This is a genomic window from Undibacterium sp. TC4M20W, assembly GCF_049340245.1.
Classification (GTDB): Bacteria; Pseudomonadota; Gammaproteobacteria; order Burkholderiales; family Burkholderiaceae_D; genus Undibacterium.
This window is the reverse complement of record NZ_JBMPPI010000020.1, coordinates 12,512-31,632: the sequence shown is the minus strand read 5'-3', so window position 1 is coordinate 31,632 and position 19,121 is coordinate 12,512. Positions and strand designations below refer to the sequence as shown.

The window sequence follows — 19,121 nt, the reverse complement described above, 5'->3', positions numbered from 1 at the left end:
AAACCCATCCCCATCCCTGCCTTCCACTGCGCTGCAAGTATGCAGCTTAGATATTTGTGGCGCAAAACATGTTTTGCGAATTCCCACAAATATCCCCTTGAAGGGGAAGGAGTTTCAAGCCGTTATTGTAAACGCTTAAGCCTGCAATTTAGCTTGTTGGTTTACTGTGGCTCTTACATTGCGTTAAACTGTATGCATATACAGTTATTTAAACGCTATCCCCTGCCTCATGCTTGCCAATCTGGATCATCCTTTTTACTACCTTGAAAACTTCCAGGCCGTGCTGGACTGGGTGGGTGGGCGCTATGCGGATTTATTGGCTGGCGATGAACAAGAATTTATTGCGCAGTTTGGCAGCCTGCCGCAGGCGTCGCGGGCTTTGTTTGTGCGGATGGTGATGCGCAAGGGTTGCGTGTTCAGGGCCAGCAAGCTGGTGTATACCGAGATTGGTGAGACTTGTGCGGCCATGCAGGCGCTGGTGGATGTGGGCTGGGTGCAGGCTGATCCAGAGCTCGATATTGCGGGCTTGTTTGATTTGCTGCAAAAGCCTGAACTGGCGCTGGTGTTGGCGATGACATCTGCCGAAAAGAAATTGCCCAAGGCTGAGCAACTGGGCTTGTTTAGCTTGCGGTATATAGCTAGCCAGGCTTTTTCTGCGTGGTGCTCGGGTGCTGTCAGTGCTGTGGGCGATGTGGCTTATCAGATTGTGAACAAGGATTTGTGTGACCGTTTGCGGCTGCTGTTTTTTGGTAACCTGTATCAGGACTGGTCTGAGTTTGTATTGTCTGACCTGGGTATTTTTCAATATGAGAAGGTGGAATTTTCTGCGGCCTCGCGTGGCTTTGGCTGTCGTGCGGACATTGATGCTTATCTGGCTTTGTATGCCTGTCGTGAGGCTTTTCATGCAGAGCAGCCGGTGCCTGAGGTGCTGGCGCAACTAGCTGGTTTGCATGACTTGGACAATGTCTGGCTGGCCAGCCGCCGTAACCGCTTGCTGTACCAGATTGGTGAACATCTGGAAAAGCAAAAGGACTGGGCGCTGGCGCAGCAGGTGTATGCTGGTTGCACTTACCCTGGAGCGCGCTTGCGGGCCATACGTGTGCTGGAAAAAAGCGAACAGACACAGGCTGCCTATGATTTGCTGAGGCTGGCACAGCAAGCGCCTGAGAGTGAGGCAGAACATCAGCAGATGTTGCGTATCGCGCCACGCCTCAGTCGTAAACTTGGGCTGGCTAAAGTTGCCAGAGCGGCCCGCACATCACCTACAGAACTGGCCTTGCGCCTGCCCTTCCCGCAAGAAGATTATGTGGTTGAGTATGTGGTGCGTGATCATTTGCATACAGATGATGCGCCGGTGTTTTATGTGGAGAATGCGCTTATCAATTCCCTGTTTGGTTTGTTGTGCTGGCCTGTGATTTTCAAGGCGATACCGGGGGCTTTTTTTCATCCTTTCCAACGTGAGCCTGTGGATTTATTGAGTGCCGATTTTCAAACGCGGCGGGCAGATGATTTTGCGGCCTGTTTTGCGCAACTGGAGTCGGGTGTTTATCACCAGACCATACGGCAAACTTATGCGGCCAAGTCTGGCCTGCAATCGCCTTTTGTGTTTTGGAGTACGTTGTCTGAAGACTTGCTGGAGATGGCGCTGGCGTGCATACCGCCACATCATCTGAAGCATAGTTTTGAGCGTATCTTGCTCGACATACGCGCCAATCGCAATGGCTTTCCTGACCTGATACAGTTTTGGCCGCAAGAGCAGCGCTACAGGATGATAGAGGTCAAAGGGCCAGGCGACAAGCTGCAGGATAACCAGAAACGCTGGTTGGACTTTTGTGCCAGGCATGATATGCCAGTGGCTGTTTGCTATCTTGAGTGGCAAGAGGTTGAGCAGTGAGTGCGACAAGCTCAGCCAACTATACCGTCGCCGTGCGTGCCCTGTGCGAGTTCACAGCCAAACAAGGTGATCTGGATTTGCGCTTTACCCCCTCGCCCACTGCCGAGCAAGGCATGGCCGGGCATGCAACGGTGGCCTTGCGCAGAAGCAGCAGCTACCAGCGCGAAGTAAAACTGGAAGGTCAACATGGCAGCTTGCATGTGCGTGGCCGCGCCGACGGTTATGACCCTGACTTGAAGCAGATAGAAGAAATCAAGACCTACCTGGGTGATTTGCATGCCATGCCAGAAAATCACAGGCATTTGCATTGGGCGCAAGCCAAGGTGTATGGGCATTTGTTATGTCAGAAGCTGGGCTTGCAAAAGATCAGCGTGGCGCTGGTGTATTTCAATATACAAAGCCAGAAAGAAACAGTGTTGCAGCAAGAGTTGTCTGCTGTTGAATTGTCTGATTTTTTTGCCTTGCTGTGTGGGCGCTTTATTGCCTGGGCAGAGCAGGAAGTGGCTCATCGCATTGCGCGTGATCTGGCTTTGGCTGACATGGTCTTTCCACATGCGACATTCAGGCCGGGGCAAAGGCAGTTGGCTGAAGCCATGTACAAGGCCAGCAAGCGCGGCTGTTGCCTGCTGGCGCAAGCGCCGACTGGCATAGGCAAGACCATAGGCAGTTTGTTCCCCTTGTTAAAAGCAACGGCAGAACACAAGCTGGACAAGATTTTTTATCTTGCAGCAAAAACATCGGGGCGACAACTGGCTTTGCATGCGCTAAGCAATATCCAGAACAGCAAGCCTAACCTGGGCTTGCGCACACTGGAACTGGCCGCCAAGACCAAGGCATGTGAATACCCTGAAGCGGCTTGTCACGGTGATGCCTGTCCGCTTGCCAAAGGTTTTTATGACCGCCTGCCTGCTGCGCGTGCGGCCGCTGTTGAACAGCAATTGCTGGACAAGGAGGGCTTGCGCAGCGTTGCTCTCGCTCACCAGGTTTGCCCTTATTACCTGGGCATAGAAATGGCACGCTGGGCCGATGTCATCATAGGCGACTATAACTATTATTTTGATCTGTATGCTTTGCTGCATGGCTTAACCATAGTAAATAACTGGCGAGTCGCCGTGCTGGTGGATGAGGCGCACAATATGATGACGCGGGCCCGCCAGATGTATAGTGCAGAGCTGCAGCGTGATAGCCTGAAACGCTTGCGCAAGTCACCACCGCCAGCGCTCAAAAAAACTTTGGATAGTTTGTATCGCGCATGGCTGCAACTGGAAAAAGAGCAGGAAACTGATTACCAGCCCCATACCGGGATACCAGAAAAACTTCTGGCAGCATTGACGCGGCTATGCACAGAAATTGGTCTTTACTTTGCTGACAACCCCAGCCAGTTAGCGCCAGATTTGCAGCAGTTTTATCTGGATGCCTTGCTGTTCAACCGCCTGGCAGAAAGCTTTGCGGATCATTCGATATTCGATGTCAGCAAAGCGCATGGCACATCCACGCTCTGCATACGCAATATCGTGCCAGCGGCTTTTTTGACGCCACGTTTTGCGGCCAGTCATACGACAGCGCTGTTCTCAGCCACGCTCAGCCCCTGGAATTATTATTGCGATACGCTAGGCATGCCAGATGGCACGGCCTGGGTGGATGTGGAATCACCCTTCTCTGCTGATCAGTTGCAAGTACACGTAGTGGATAGTGTATCTACCCGCTATGCCGACCGCGCGCGTTCTGTTGCGCCTATCGTTGCCTTGATGGCGCGGCAGTATCATGCACAGCCAGGTAATTATCTGGCCTTCTTTAGCAGCTTTGATTATCTTGAGCAGGTCAGCAGCAGCTTTACTAATGCATATCCTAATATTCCTGTGCGTTTGCAAACCCGGCGTATGAATGAAGCGGATCGTGAAGAGTTCCTGGCGCAATTTACTGAGGATAGTCAGGGGATAGCTTTTGCTGTTCTCGGTGGTTCATTTGGTGAAGGCATAGATTTGCCGGGTGCTCGCCTGATAGGTGCGTTTATCGCGACGTTGGGTCTGCCACAACTGAACCCCATCAATGAACAGATCAAGCTGCGCATGGATAAGATTTTTGGCGCGGGGTATGACTATGCTTATCTTTATCCTGGCTTACAAAAGGTGGTGCAGGCTGCAGGGCGGGTGATACGGCAGACGGACGATAAGGGTGTGGTGTATTTGATTGATGACCGGTTTGGGCGGGGCGATGTGCGGGCTTTGTTGCCGGGGTGGTGGGTGGTTGATTGAGGCAATTGTATTTTTGCCCTCCCGTAGGTTGGGCTACGGGGTATCAGCCTAGCGAAGCCCGGCCCAACACTCGGCGTTTAAATAACGTATACGTTTGCAAAGGCACAGTGTTGGGCTGATGAAGCGTAGCCCAACCTACGCCTACAAACTTGGTTGCGCCCTTTCAAATAATTCACCTGTTATCGATAAACGCCACTGGAGCGCCAGCCCGGTAGCCTCCTGCCTGCGCAGGCAGGAGGCCAGTCCCGTAGGTTGGGCTACGGTTTACCAGCCCAACACTCGGTGTTTAAATAACGTATACGTTTGCGGAGGCCCAGTGTTGGGCTGATACCCCGTAGCCCAACCTACACTCCGCTCACCTCCACCCATCCAATCAACACAAACACTCCATTAAACAAGTAAACCTTGTTATTTAAAGAAACAATGTATATATTAACGGAACTCAATCACCATTTTTATAGAAGTTCGTCTCGATTATGAAAACTTCCAAGTCTCAGCAAGAGCAAACCCGGCGCACTCTGATACGTACTGCCGTTGATCTGATTACGGAAAAAGGCTATGACGCCGCCACCATGAAGCAGATTGCCCGTGAGGCGGGTATAGGGGATGCGACGATTTACAAGTACTTCCCCAGCAAGGAAAAAATCCTGCTCGCTTACTACGAGCTGTGCATAGAAATCACGCTGGAAATAGCGCAGGAAACGCCGGGCTGGGAAGAGTTCACTTTGCAAGAAAAATTGCAAAGGCTGGTCGACTCCCTGCTTGAACTCTTGCTCGGTGACCGTGAATTTGTTGCCATCACGCGCGATATCTTTGGCAAGTCTCCTCTCTTGATGATGCGTGACAATATGCCAGGCCAGCAAACCCTGAAGCAGGCTATCGTGGGCTTTTTGGACGAGGCAGAACAACGCGGTGATATCTCGCCTTGCGATTTCAAGAACCTGATCGGTGGTTTGTTTGGTGATTATCTGTTCGCCGTGATTGCTTACTGGCTCAAGGATGAATCGGAAGAGTTCTCGAATACTACGCAGCTGGTGGATTTGACGCTGGCGATCATGGTTGTGGCTTTGAAGAGTGGCATCGTCAATAAAGTGTCAGAGCTTGCCAGCTTCATGCTGCGTAACCAGTTGTCGCGCCTCATGCAAAATGGTTCTGGTTTGCTGGACATGTTCAAGCTCATGCAGAATGGATTGGGACGTGGCCTGGGGGATGCACGATGAACAAGGCACCACCTGCCAGCAAACTGGGCAGAACTGCAATTACTGGCCTCGCTCTGGCGCAGGCTGGTGCCAGCAAGCTGGGACACAAGGCGCGGCAAATGCTACGCAGCGATGATGACAAACAGGCTGCGCAAGAAAAACATGAAGCTGAGCTGGGCCGCATACTGTTCAAGGCACTGAACCAGTTAAAAGGCAGTGCGCTGAAGGTATCGCAACTGTTGAGCATGGAAGCAGATTTTCTCCCGGAAGGCATACGCCGTGAACTGGCGAAAGGCTGCCACCAGGTCACACCGCTGAACCGTGCATTGATCCATAAAGTTTTCCAGCGTGAATTTGGCAAGGCACCAGAGCATCTGTATTCACAATTTGATGCGCACGCCTTTGCTGCAGCCAGCCTGGGGCAAGTGCATCATGCCCAAATGGCCGATGGAAAACAACTCGCGGTAAAAGTGCAATACCCTGGCATAGCCGTTGCCATAGGCAGTGATTTACGCATGTTGCGTGGGATTTTCCAGACCATGGCGATAGGCTCTACCATGCTGCCGCGCAAAGATGTCATCGATCGCTTCATGAACGAGCTGGAAGTGAAGATGGGCGAAGAGCTCGATTATGAGCACGAGGCCATGCAACTGAACTGGTTTCATGCCCGCGTGAACCTGCCCGGCATCATCATTCCGAAATGCCTGAATGATATGTCAAGCAAGCGGGTATTGACGATGGAAAAAATCGACGGCCTGCACCTTGATGCATGGCTGGCGACAACACCCGATCAGGCGCAGCGCAATCACTTTGGGCAACTGCTGTTTGACTGGTTTTGGTTCAGTGGATGTGAACTGGGGCGCTTGCATGCAGACCCGCATCCTGGCAATTTTTTATTCATGCCGGATGGGCAACTGGCAGTACTGGATTTTGGTTGTACGAATAAAGTTTCTTACCAATTTTGTGATGCGACGGCACGTAGCTGGCGTGCGCTGTTAATGACAGATGAAGCCGTGCGCAACCGTCTTTTGCGCCAGGCCTACATAGATCTGGGTTTGTTTGCAGATACAGTCACGCAAGATGAATTCGATGGCAGCATCATGCCAGCACTGGCTGATTTGCATGCGTGGAAGATGGAGCCATTTCAAACCAGCGAGTTTGACTTTAGTAATAAATCTGGCTATCCAAAAAACATGAATGCAGAACACAACAAATTGCTGTCTGGCGTACTGCAAGGCTGGCATGAGGATGTGCCCTACTTTGACCGTGCCTATCTTGGCCTGATGAATATGCTGAGGAAAATGGGGGCTGTCGTCAATACAGAAATAGCCTGGACCAGGCAAGGAGCCGTTCATGTCAACACCAACTAAAAACCGCACAATCTGGATAGGCCGTTATCTGATTATCGTTGCTGCGCTGCATACGATAGTGGCATTTTTGATTTACGGCCAAGTCTTTGTTGGCATGCTGGAGCGTGGCGTGTTCAATACAGTAAATCGTGATCCTTTACGATCAGCGGCGACATGGTTCCTGCTGTTTGGTGGCCCGCTCTTTCTATTGGGTATCTGCATCAATAGCCTTGAACAAAAAACTGACTTTACTGAAGCGGGCATGATGGGCCTGGGGATATTACTGTGCTCCATCCTGGGCGTAATACTGATGCCGGTGTCAGGTTTCTGGCTGGCCATGCCTGCAGCGATTGCATTGATGAATTTGCGCCCAGGCGCAGGGCAAAGGCAAATAGCATGAAAAACAAAATCACAGAAACTGCAGTGCCAGCCAATAGCAAGATCGCTGAAGATGTGCCGGGCGCTTACTTTTATGATTGCTATCAAACACCTTTTGATCACACAAAATTGAGTGCGATGCAAATCTATATGGATACCTTCGCAAAAACACCCGCCTGGGTCAATGCATTGATGGGTGTGCGTAACCGAGTGGTTGGTTTATTTGGCCTGAAAAATCTGGGTGGGATGAAGGCGCTGAACAAGAGCAAAACCGCAGAAGCCTACAAAGTAGGCGACAGGGCTGGAATATTTTCTCTGGTGTATAAATCTGATGACGAAGTCATACTCTGTGATTCTGACAAGCATCTTGATGTCAAGGTATCGGTCAGCAAGCAAACCCGGGATGGTCAGCCCTTCATTGCAGTCACCACCGTGGTGCATGTACACAATAACCTGGGGCGGGCATATATGTTGTTCGTGGGGCCGGCACACAAGGTGATTGCCCCGGCGGTATTGGCCAGAGCCTGAGGGTGGTATTAGCGAGGGCTCGAGATATCATCTTGCTTGATTTAACAGATAAACTGTATACGTGTTTTCCCTCATCATTTTTGTCATCCATTTGTCATAAATCTCTTCTAAGATGAAATCACTAAAACAAAAGAGAAAAGGAGATTAAAGACGATGCTAAGTAAATTAAAACAAAAATACCAGATGATGCGGGCAAAAAATATTGTTCAATATTCCGATTACAGGCGTCAACTGGTCGAGATACCGAATGCAGTGTTCCTGCACTGGCAGGCAAAAGCGAAGTATGAATTCCCCGGCATCCCTAGTGATGCCGTTTTTTTTGCCCGCGCGGCAGAGGGGCTGATGATGTTTTTCAGTTGCGTCAGCCGCAGCAAGCAGGCTTGTGCCCTGCCTTCAAAAGCCGCCGATTCAGTCTGGCATGCCTGGAACAGCTGGTCATCGATCAGCCTAGACAATTTCTGCTGCAAACATTTTGGCAGCACCATACCGCATGTAGAAGCAGAGAACATGGCTTCCGACATGGATGCGGCGCTGGCCAACTGCCTGGTGACAGCGCAAAGGGTAGATGGTATCTGGCCTGGCAAACCCGCCCTGCCTCGCCTGTTTGCACTCGACAGCAAGCTGCACATGCCGCATGGTTATGCTTACTTTGCCACCACCAGCCGCATCGGTTTCCAAAACATGAATGCGCGGGGTACGGGTGAAGGTAAATCGACTTACCCGGAGAGCTTTGGGGCAGCCCAGTTGCTGGCCGCTGGCCTGATCACTACCCTGGCCTATGAAGAAATGATCAAAAAACAGGCGCAAGCTGCGAATACAGGATCATCCTGCGGCGGCGGTAGCAGTTGCGGCAGCAGCAGCGGCGACTCGGGTGGCTGCGATGGCGGCGGATCAAGCTGTGGCAGCAGTTGCGGTGGTGGCTGTGGTGGTGGCTGTGGTAGTTGAAACCCATCCACCGAGGCACTGCTCAGCTAAAAAATCTCAACTAAGAAAATGCCTGCTGTATCGCATCAACATACTTCAACACGTCGCTGGCATAAAAACCAGAACTATTGATGTTGTTAAACTCAATCACCTTATAGCCATCTTCAGACAAGCAGACATCCATGACAAAAGCCTGAGCTGGCGTCCACTTGCTGATAATGGTTTGTGCGTAGGCCAGCACTTCATCGTCCAGGTCAGCAGACACTTGCGGCCTGCCAGCCATTTTGTAGAGCGAACCTGTGACAACCCTGCCATTCACCACAAACAAACGGTATTCGCGATAAATATCCTTGACTGGAGATACCATGACATCCAGTTCCAATAACTTGCTTTTTACCGGATCGCTGCGCCAGTCGGCCAGCATTTCGTTATCAATGACTGTGCCATCGAAAGCTTTATTGTCTTCCATGGGGCGGATAAAGAATTGCTCATACCGGGCTGTATCAATATCTGCCAACTTACCGGTGTCCACAGCATGGTTAAGCAGCTCTGTGCCCAAATGCTGTTGCCAGACATTGAAGTTGAAATTTTCATTTAATAAACTGCCAGGTAGCCAGCCACGCTCATTCGCTATTTTGGCGAGTTTGATAGCGCCGCAAACATAGACTTTTCCAGTCGGGTTGACATCCGGCTCCAAATCGTAAGTACCTGGTTTGATCGTCACGCTTGTGTAAGCAACGTTCAAGCTATCAAGCGCCTGTAATAACAAATCATAATTGCTCGGCTTAAAAATACTGCGTTGTATTACCCAATGCATGGTCATCCCTATAAAATTGCCTTGCAAGTTCAAAAAGCTGGAGCAGCAAACATGGCAATGCTACCATTATCAATAACATAGCTAATTTGTGATGTAAATCCAGACGAATAGAAAACATAAATAAAAGAAGTCAGGCAAAAATGAATTTATCAAAAATAAAGATTATTTCAACAGCCTTATTGGCAATGACTATCAGCGCCTGCGCAAGTGGCAACCGTTATTATCTGGGAGTTTTAGAAACTGATGCTCCGCAACAAATGGCAAGTATCAAATTTTCTCATGCACTTAAAGTCAATGAGATTGATAACAAGGCATTCTTGCCCAACTCAGGCGCATCCAATGCCACCTTGCATCAGGTATTTTTGCCTGCGGGCGTGCATAAATTTACCTTCAGGTATCGCAGTGGCATTTCGCACAGCCTGGAAGATGTGGTATTGGCACGTAATCTGGAAGCGGGAAAAAACTATGCCATCATGATGTCGGCTCCAATAGAAAGTAAAAATGGGAATGCTTCTGAGCGCACGATGGTATTCAAGATTGAAGAAGTGGGAAAACCCTGACCGCCTGCGAATTGTGAGCAGCGCAGCTAAAGCGGCGGGACTGTAGCAAATCGATACAAAGCCCGCCTCACCCGCATCCCGCCAACAGGGTACACTGGCATTTTTATCTAGCCTGCGCTGCTATTTATGCCGAATACCATTGATACCACAGTCTCCACTTCACCGACTTATGCCAAAAGGCTGAGCAAAGGCTCAGTAGCCAGCCTGCTGTTGCTGGCGTTTAGCCTGCCTTTGAGCCTGCCTGCACTGGCAGAGATCAAGCTGAATGATCCGCTTCCCATTAATCCCGACCTGAAAAAGGGCAAGCTGGAAAACGGCCTGACTTACTATATCCAGAAGAATGACAATCCACAAAAGAAAGTGGAACTGCGCCTGGTGGTAAAAGCCGGGTCGGTGCTGGAGGACGATGATCAACAGGGTCTGGCGCATTTTACGGAGCACATGGCCTTCAATGGCTCTAAGCACTTCAAAAAACATCAACTGATTTCTTATCTGCAGTCGATAGGCGTAAAATTTGGTGCTGACCTGAATGCGTACACCAGTTTTGATGAGACGGTATACATCCTGCCCATTCCTACCGACAAGCCTGCTTACCTGAAAACGGGCTTTCAGGTATTGGCTGACTGGGCGCAAGGTGTAGATATGAAGGACGTCGATATCGACAAGGAGCGCAGCATTATCCTTGAAGAGGCGCGCTTGGGCAAAGGTGCCAGCGACCGCATGATGCGCCAGTTTTTGCCAGAGGTATTCAATGGTTCCAAATATGCAGAACGTTTGCCCATAGGTAAAGAAGACATCATCAAGCAATTCAAGCATGATGCCCTGCGCCGCTTTTACAAGGATTGGTACAGGCCAGACCTGATGGCCGTGGTTGTTATCGGTGATGTGCAGCCGGCAGAAGCCGAGAAAATGATACGCAAGTATTTTTCAAGCTTACAAAATCCTGTGCCTGCGCGCGTCAGGCCACAAATCAGCATCCCGAAGAACACTGCCTCCAAGGCCATGGTGATTACCGATAAAGAGGCCACCAATAACATGGTGATGCTGCGTTACCCCCTGGTAAAGCAGCCTGCGCATGATGTCATTGCTGACTACCGGCAAGATATTATTGCCGGCTTTTACAAGTCCATGCTGAACCGCCGCCTGGGCGCATTGACTGAGCAAGCCAACCCGCCTTTCCTGGGTGCTTCTGCCGGCAGTGAACAAGTCGTGCCTGGCTATGATTCATTTATCTCGACAGCGATGTTGTCACAGGCAGGCATACAGCCAGCGCTTGATGCTTTGATGCAAGAGAAAAACAGCATACGTCAGTTTGGTTTTACGGCAGCGGAGTTTGACCGCGCCAAGAAAATCGAAGCGCGTGAATATGAAAGCATGTTCAATGAGCGCAGCAAATCCAATTCTGCGACCTTTGCCGCAGAATATATACGCAACTTCCTGACCAATGAACCTATCCCTGGCATCAAGAATGAGTACCTGTATTTCAAGGAATTTGCCGAAGGTATTTCACTGGAAGAGATGAACCAGTTCGCCAGGAACGCAACGCCGGATGACAGTATCAGGCTGGCGTTTTATGTGGGCTCGAACAAGGCAGGCGAGACCATACCAAGCGAAACAGATTTGCTGGCGATGACTGCCACGGCAGAGCAAAAACCATTGCAGGCGCGCACAGAAAAAGCCGCCAGCGCCAGCTTGATGACGACTCTTCCTACGCCCGGCAAGATCGTTTCTGAAAAAGAAAACAAACTGCTGGGTCTGGTGGAGATGACTTTATCGAATGGCGTTAAAGTCAGCTTGAAAAAAACCGACTTCAAGAATGACCAGGTCTTGATGAGCGCCCGTCGTGCAGGTGGCATGTCTTTGTTCTCTGACGCAGATTATTTTAATGTGTATTACAGTAACCCCGTGGTCTGGGGCATGGGCATGGGTAATTTCAGCCAGAAAGATTTACAGGAAACCCTGGCGGGAAAATCAGCCAATGTCCGCACCAGCATGGATAATTATTCTGAAAGCATAGGCGGTGCATCTGGTGCCAACGATATAGAAACTATGTTGCAGTTGCTGTACCTGCGTCTGACCAGCCCGCGCAAGGATGAAGCAATGTTCCAGTCACTGATCAGCTCACAGAAGGAATTGGCAAGAAACACCTGGGCACGCCCTGAAGCAGTCTTCTCGGAAGCAATTACCACGACCATCTACAAAGATAATCCACGTGTTCCACGCCTGGCAAGAGTCGAGGATTTTGACAAGATTTCGCTGGACCGCAGTATGGAAATTTATCAATCCCGTTTTGGCAGCGCCAAGGATTTGCACTTTGTTTTTGTTGGCAGCTTTGAACTGGACAAGATCAGGCCACTGATCGCCACCTATCTCGCCAGCTTGCCCAATACCGACATCAAGACTGAGTATCAGGATTTAAATATCAATCCTGTGCAGGGTGTCGTCAAGAAAGATGTCTATGCCGGCAATGAAGAAAAAAGTACTGTGGTACTCAGCTTCAATGGCACATCCACTTATACGCGGGAAGAGAATGCACGCTTTCATGCGATGGTGGATATCCTGAATCTGAAGGTCATTGATGTGCTGCGCGAAAAGCAGGGGCTGATTTACAGCGGTGGCCTGAGTGGCTCTTTTGAACGTATTCCATCAAACAGATACAGCATAGATGCAGAATTGCCTTGCAGCCCAGAAAATGTGGACAAGGTCATTGCTGCCCTGTTTGCCGAAATCAAGAAAATACAGCAGTCTGGCCCGCAACTGGAAGATTTGAACAAGGTCAAACAATCCTGGCTGAAAGCACATCAGGAAGAATTGCGCAGCAATGAAAGCTGGCTGAACCACCTGCAAGGCGCGGTCTATTATAAAACCGAGGCAGATGCCATCTTGTCGGTGGATAAACGCATACGCGCCATCACGCCGGCACAGATCAAGGAGGCAGCGCAGCGTTATTTCAACTTCCAGAACTATGCGCAGATTGTGCTCTATCCTGAACAAAAGAAATAATCCGGTGCAATATCTGCGGCAAGCATGAGCGCAGAACAGATAAAGGGAAGGCAATCCAGACAGATTGCCTTCCCTTTTTTTATGGGGTTTTAATAGGGCTTTAAAAGGGTTTTAATAGAGTGTTAATTAAAGGAGAAAGTGTAATTCACATCCACCGCAGACTCAGCCCCAGTGCGGCCTGTGATGCTGATGCGCCGGGTCAGTTGCCAGCTCAGCTTGATACCGCCACTGGCGTCTGACAAGCCACGCTCTACCGACAACACCAGGCCCGGCAAGATACGTTTGCCGACGCTGACGACCTGGTCGGTTGCGGCATTGGTAGTACCGGTTGAACCGGCAATCGTCTGCACTGGCAGGCGGCTGCCAGAACCATTCGATGAAGAGCCTATCGAAAACTCATCAAAACCAAGGCCTTGCACAATGTCACGCGGCACATTGCGGCTGCCATCGCCGCCAAATATCGCTGTCGCTGCCGACATCAGCAATGAAGCATCGCCACTCGCAAGCTGGTCTGAGCCGCGTCCCAATACCAGCCATGAGAGTTTTTCAGCATCCGGCACTTCTGGTTCTGACACCAGCCTGACTTGCGGTGCGCTGACTGTGCCTGCCACTTCTACCCCTGCTTCGACAGGCAAACCCTTGCGCAAGGCACGGATATTCAGGCCAGGGTTGGCCGGTGGCCCCTGGAAGTTCAGGATACCCCGCTCTATCGCCAGTTGCTGGCCATAGCCTTCATACGCGCCCTTGACGGTGCGTATTGACCCGTTCGCCTGCAAAGGACTGCCATCGCTGGAACGCAGGCGCAGGCTGCCTTCCAGGCCGGTATCGAGGCCACGGCCAACAAACACGAAGCGCGGCCCCATGTCGAAGCTGACATCAATGCGGGTCTTGAGACCTTTTCTATTACTATCTGCCTCTGCTGTTTTAGTTGCTGCCGTAGCTGCCGTAGCCGCCTTGTCGGTCTTGCGTACGACAACGACATCGCTGGAAAGGCTGGGCGGCGGCAACTTGGGCAGCCTGAAGTAAGCACCATCAGCCAACACTTTGCCTGTCAGACTCCAGATATTATTGGCTTCGACAATATTCGCCTGACCAGATACCAGCAACCATCTGTCCTTGCGCTGCAGCAGTGGAAACTGCGTCCACTGTGCCTGTATACTGCCAGTCTCCTTGCCCATGTCGATATCACCACTGGCCTTGAACTCACCTTTGCGGCCTATCCAGTTCTCATCCCTGAATTGCGCATGACGCGGCATGTTGGCGACGGTGTTGGAGAATTGCAGATTCGTCAGTTTCAGATGTTTGTCTTCTATCTGCGCATCCAGGCTGCCGTTTGGCAATAACAAACCTTCAGAAGCAAAAGCGATTTCCATCTCGCGCCCCGCCAGATTGGCACGATAACCAGGCTTGCCTATGGTGCCAGACAGGCGCGCATCGGCGTTTAGCTTGCCCTTGAGCACCAGGCCAGGATTGACAAAAGGCCCCAGCCATTGCAAGTCAGGTACGGCTGCCGTGACCTGACCACTCAGGGGTGCACTGGCCAGTATGGTCCAGGCATCGTTTTGTTTGCTTAAGCGGGAATTGAGTTTCGCTTGCCACTGGCCCAGGCGGCTGCCATCGGCAAGCAGATCAAGACTGAGATTTTCGCTATCGCTACCGGCAACCAGGCCACCCAGTTTCATCTGCAATTGCACATCACGTATGCCCAGGGCGACTGAAGTACCAGTTCCTTCAGGATCATTGAAGCGCAAATCACCGCTCTGGCGTTGCAATTTGATTTCACCCTGGGCTTGCTCGGTCAATTGCAATTTCCATTGTGCATTCAGGCGCAGATTACCTGTGACTGCACTTTGCGGGTAAAACAGCCTGGCAATTTCCAGTACTTGTACATCGCTGATTTGCCCTTTGGTTTTGAGTGCAGCAGGTGTCCATTCCAGTTCTTCCAGTTCCAGCTTGCCCAGTGCACTTTGCAGCGACAGGCTACCCAGGCGCACAGACTGTGCCGACACCTGTAATGGCGCTGAGCTTTGCAAGCGCAGATCAGGATTGCCATTCAAATTCAAGGCCTGCAATTGCCCATTCCATGACCAGGCAGTGTCATTTTTTGCGCTGGCCTGCATGCTGCCATTCGCGACCAGGCTCAGTGCCTGCTTGTTAGGGAAGATGGTTTCCAGGCTCAGCTTATGGGCATCACGCCTGCCCTGCAATTTGAGACTGACTTGCGCGAGTTTGTCAGGATTATCAGGCGCAGAGCTCAAGGCCGGAAGATCGCCGCCCAGATGCTGGGCCACGAGTTCGCCATCAAACTGGCCTTTCGCACCGTTGGCCAGGCTCAGGCTGGACTTTAACTCGGCAATGGTAAATTGCTGCTTGCCACGCTTGATCACGACTTGTTGTGCCAGCGCGTCGAGGCTGCCAGCAGGCTCATTGAAGCGGCCCCGCAATACCGCATCTGCTTTCAGGTTGCCGCCCAATGCCAGTTGCCAGTTGCTGAGCAAGGGATTCAGGTGACTCAAATCCTGGGCATCAATATTGAACTTCAAGCTGTCGTCGGCACCGCCCCAGTTGCCTTGTGCTGTCACTGTATTTTTACCAAAGTGCGCATCCAGTTGCCTGACTTGCAGTTGCTGGTCTTGCAGCCAGCGCGCATCCAGCGCGGCCTGCACAGGCTGGCCTGCATATTGCCCCTGCAATTGCTGCAGATTGACTTGTACATCAAGGCGCGGCGATAGTTGGCCACGCGCGCTAAAGTCTGCCTGCAAACGGCCTGCTGGTGTCGCCACCCAGCGCGCGGGGTCAAAATCTTTAAGGCTGGCCTTAATGTTGAATGCCTGCTTGCCCGCAAAGCTGATATCACCTGCGCCCTGCAAGTGAGCATTTTCTGCCTGCAGATCAAATTTATTCAAATCGAGGAGCAGCTTCTCAGGATGGTAACTGGCTTCTGCTTTCAGGCTGGCACGGGCATCTTGTAACTGTGCTTGCAGATTGATGCTTTTGTCTTTCGCTGTCTGTGCAGAAAACTGGCCCTTGATATTACTGGCATGCAGGCGCTGGTCGATCTGGTTCAAGTCGATATTAGCCAGATTCAGTTTCAGGTCAGCCTGCAATTGCGCCGCTTGCCAATTGACGTCGGCCTGACCTTGCAACTTGCCTTTGCCTGCCAATTGCACTGCCAGGTCTGTCAGACTCAGATGCTGACCCTGCCAGAATAATTTGGTACTCAGCGACTGCACTGGCAAACCTTGTTTATTGATGCTGGCCACCTGGCTATTCTGAATATTGATAGGGCCAGTCAAACCAAATACAGTATTTTTTTGCGCGTTTTTTTCTGTATTTTTTTCTACATTTTTCTCATCTGTTATCGGTTTCAACTTCGTCAATACACGCAAGTCTGCATGAGGTGCACTGACCTGCCAGGCAGACGGGTCGAAATGTTGGACGTCAATGTCAAGCTCGCGTACATACGGTGCTGCAAATGAATTGATACGCCCCCTGGCATGTCCTTGCAGGTTTTGGTTGCGGATATTTTTTTCTGCCGCGCTATCCAATGCAGCTTCCAGCGCGATTTGCATATCATGCAGGTTGCCAGAAACCACACCTTGCAAAATGACGGGGGGTATGTCTTCCTGAACCTGGCCTTGCAAGCTCAGGCGGCTATCCAGCTTGAAAGGACTGTGGCTGCCAAGTGCAGCTTCGCCTTTCAAATTACCCCAGGGGCTGCTGAATGCGGTTTGCGCTTTGTATAAATTGTCCTGATAAGAAAAACTGCCAGTCAGTGCGCTGAGCTTCAGGGTTTCCAGCTGTTTGCCATCCTCAGTCAGGGTAGCGATATGCAAGCGCCCCAGTGCCAGCTTTGGTGCACTCAGGTTAAAGGGTAGTCCTATATCAACAGGTACGCTGGCCGCTTTTTTGCTGGATCTGCTGGCGATAGTCAAAGCGCTCAATTGCAGACTGGTGATATCCAGCTGACGTCGCCATAAAGACCCTGGCCGCCAGCGCAAGGAGATGGCGCTGCCATCGATATGCAAATCCTGGGCTACCAAGCTGAATTCGTCGAGTTTGAGTTCGCCATCCAGAGTGCCTTGCACACCACGGAATTTGAGGCTGCCAAGACTGATATTTTCTATCAATGCCAGCGCAGTTCTGGTGCCACTCTCAGTTTTGTACATCCAGGTCAGGGCGAGGCCGGACACAACAATGATTAGAAAACACAACTTGAGAATGAACAGGCTCAAGCGGTGCAAATGACTTCGCTTTTTTTTAGCGAGCACTTTTTTCTCTGGCTGATTTTTTTCGTTTTCGCTCATATCAGAAAGCAATCGCGATAGAAAAATCCAGCCGCACCTTCTTGGTCTGGCGACCATAAGCCAGATCAAGTGCAATCGGCCCCGCAGGTGTCTTGTAACGTGCACCGACACCCATGCCCTGCTTTAAATTCAACTCACGGAAGTTATCAGCGGCATTACCCACATCAAGGAAAGTGGCAGCGCCCCAGGAAGAATTAAGCCAGTGCACATATTCAGCACTGGCCGTTGCCAGCACGCGGCCACCACGTGTGCTGCCTACATGTTGTATGCCCAGGGTTTGATAACCATAGCCACGCACGGTAGTACTGCCACCAGTGCGGAACAGATAATCTTCAGGGATACCCTGCTCATCTTTGGAAAAAACTGCACCTAGCTCTGCTCGCAAGATCACGGTGTCTGTTTTGCGTACTGGTATCCAGCGCTGATATTTGGCGTAGCTGCGTATAAAGCGCTGGTCAGAGAACAAGGCTTTTTCAGATGCGGCAAGATCAAATTGCAAAATCTGCCCGCTGCGTGGATCAAAAGGCTGATCAACATCACGCCAGGTCCAGCCTATGCTGGCAACCAGTGCCTTGTTGACCTCTTCTGCTTCGCCATCAGGAGAAATTTTTTCCCTGACGATGTTCAGGCCCAGGCGTTGTTCGAGATGGCCGCGGGTGCTGGTGCGCTTGATACCGAGAGCATAGCGGCTGGAACGCACGCCGGCGATATTTTCGCGCTCCACCAGTACACCAAAAGAATCGAGGAATTTGCTTTCACGCGGTGGCAGGTAAATATCGGCATACCCAAGTTGCCTGCGCTGCTCGAGCCTGACGGCACTACGCAAATCCCAGGCCTGCTCAAGTATATTGCGGTCACGATAGGCAACTTCGCTGCGGTAACCGGTATTGGTGCTGTAGCCCAGGCCAAAGCTCAGGTCACGGGCCTGGCGCTCTACCACGGTCACATCCACAGGTACGGCGTCGGCTTTTTCTGGATCAGGATCTATGCCTACTGCAACAGTAGCAAAGTAAGCAGAGTTTTGCAGGGAGCGCTGAAAATCCAGCAAGCGCGAACGTGAATAGACCTCGCCTTTTTTGGGTGCCTGATAGCGCTCTATGAGCCAGGAGGGGTAACGCTGCAAACCGGTGACACGCAAATCACCCAGGGTAAATACCGGGCCACTATCGACTTCTACTTGCAGGATGCCGCTATGCTGGTCAGCGTCGATTTTTGCTTCGCTGGATGTCATGCTGGCTGAGGCATAGGCATCTGAGCGCAGGCTTTCCAGCAGCTGGTTTTTTGAATCACTCCAGTCAGCATCACGGAATGGCTGGCCGACTGCGAGGCCCCAGTCTTCTTGCAAAGCCCGTCGCCTTTTGGTAACGGCTTTGTCGCCGGCATCAATCGCGTCTGCCATGGGGCCCTGCACCTTCACAGACACGTTTTCTATGATGGTGCGCTGGCCTGCCTCCACAGTCACATGGATGATTTTATTTGTGGAGGCTGGCGCAAGAGCCTGATCTGGATTATCAAACTGGATTTGTGGCGAGAAATAGCCTTCAGTAGCGAGGATATTGCTGATATCCAGGCGCAATCTCTTGATCAGTGCGGGAGTAATATTCTGCGCTTCAGCATTGCTGGCAAATTCAGGAATATGTTCCCTGAGCAGATCAGCCCAGTGTGATTTGGCAGCAACCAGTTGCAAACGGCCACTGCTGGTGGTGGAAACAGCTTCATTGTCTGTCTCAGGCATTTGCACAGATGGAGCAGACGCAGCAGATGCAGCAGTTGGAGTCGATTGGGCAGAAGAGATTTCGGTTTGCCCTGACTGCTGCGCTCTCACCAAGCCTGCACCGCATAAACCGGCAGCACAGAATAGTATCAGTAAGGGGCGCAGTCTTATCTGCATCTGCATCTGCAAAAAC

Annotated in this window: 12 protein-coding genes; 9 read left to right on the top strand and 3 right to left on the bottom strand. The window is 51.2% G+C overall.

What is annotated here, in order from left to right; genetic code table 11:
• Positions 1 to 229 precede the first annotated feature (229 nt).
• From ACO0LL_RS20795 to ACO0LL_RS20765, 7 genes are all read left to right on the top strand, one after another.
• A complete protein-coding gene (locus ACO0LL_RS20795) occupies positions 230 to 1,894 on the top strand; it encodes a VRR-NUC domain-containing protein (RefSeq protein WP_422952727.1) in 1,665 nt (554 codons plus the stop codon).
• A complete protein-coding gene (locus tag ACO0LL_RS20790) occupies positions 1,891 to 4,149 on the top strand; it encodes a helicase C-terminal domain-containing protein (protein WP_422952726.1) in 2,259 nt (752 codons plus the stop codon). The genes ACO0LL_RS20795 and ACO0LL_RS20790 overlap by 4 nt, the downstream gene beginning before the upstream one ends.
• Before the next feature lie 476 nt (positions 4,150 to 4,625).
• On the top strand, positions 4,626 to 5,369 hold the full coding sequence (locus ACO0LL_RS20785) for a TetR family transcriptional regulator (RefSeq protein ID WP_422952725.1): 744 nt from the start codon (positions 4,626 to 4,628) through the stop codon (positions 5,367 to 5,369).
• Positions 5,366 to 6,718 (top strand): ABC1 kinase family protein, encoded by a 1,353-nt coding sequence (locus tag ACO0LL_RS20780; RefSeq protein ID WP_422952724.1) that lies wholly within the window; start codon positions 5,366 to 5,368, stop codon positions 6,716 to 6,718. Before ACO0LL_RS20785 ends, ACO0LL_RS20780 begins: the two co-directional genes overlap by 4 nt.
• Entirely contained in the window at positions 6,702 to 7,097 is a 396-nt protein-coding gene (locus tag ACO0LL_RS20775; protein WP_422952723.1) for a DUF6463 family protein, read from the top strand. Before ACO0LL_RS20780 ends, ACO0LL_RS20775 begins: the two co-directional genes overlap by 17 nt.
• Positions 7,094 to 7,603: a DUF2867 domain-containing protein gene (locus ACO0LL_RS20770; protein WP_422952722.1), complete on the top strand. Its 510-nt coding sequence runs from the start codon at positions 7,094 to 7,096 to the stop codon at positions 7,601 to 7,603. The genes ACO0LL_RS20775 and ACO0LL_RS20770 overlap by 4 nt, the downstream gene beginning before the upstream one ends.
• A 153-nt stretch (positions 7,604 to 7,756) precedes the next feature.
• The gene (locus ACO0LL_RS20765) at positions 7,757 to 8,548 is read left to right on the top strand and encodes a hypothetical protein (RefSeq protein ID WP_422952721.1); all 792 of its coding nucleotides are present in this window, start codon (positions 7,757 to 7,759) and stop codon (positions 8,546 to 8,548) included.
• Between the two features lie 40 nt (positions 8,549 to 8,588).
• On the opposite strand, the gene ACO0LL_RS20760 is transcribed toward ACO0LL_RS20765, so the two are convergent.
• On the bottom strand, positions 8,589 to 9,344 hold the full coding sequence (locus tag ACO0LL_RS20760; RefSeq protein ID WP_422952720.1) for an ATP-grasp domain-containing protein: 756 nt from the start codon (positions 9,342 to 9,344) through the stop codon (positions 8,589 to 8,591).
• Positions 9,345 to 9,529: 185 nt separating this feature from the next.
• On the opposite strand from ACO0LL_RS20760, the gene ACO0LL_RS20755 reads away from it, so the two are divergent.
• Positions 9,530 to 9,904: a hypothetical protein gene (locus ACO0LL_RS20755; protein WP_422952719.1), complete on the top strand. Its 375-nt coding sequence runs from the start codon at positions 9,530 to 9,532 to the stop codon at positions 9,902 to 9,904.
• Positions 9,905 to 10,030: 126 nt separating this feature from the next.
• Positions 10,031 to 12,907, top strand: coding sequence for a M16 family metallopeptidase (locus ACO0LL_RS20750; protein WP_422952718.1), 2,877 nt, complete (start codon positions 10,031 to 10,033; stop codon positions 12,905 to 12,907).
• A gap of 122 nt (positions 12,908 to 13,029) precedes the next feature.
• Here the strand turns inward: ACO0LL_RS20750 and ACO0LL_RS20745 are convergent, their stop codons facing one another.
• A complete protein-coding gene (locus ACO0LL_RS20745) occupies positions 13,030 to 17,100 on the bottom strand; it encodes a translocation/assembly module TamB domain-containing protein (protein WP_422952717.1) in 4,071 nt (1,356 codons plus the stop codon).
• A 115-nt stretch (positions 17,101 to 17,215) separates the two neighbouring features.
• Positions 17,216 to 19,105 (bottom strand): autotransporter assembly complex protein TamA, encoded by a 1,890-nt coding sequence (locus tag ACO0LL_RS20740; RefSeq protein WP_422952716.1) that lies wholly within the window; start codon positions 19,103 to 19,105, stop codon positions 17,216 to 17,218.
• Positions 19,106 to 19,121 lie beyond the last annotated feature (16 nt).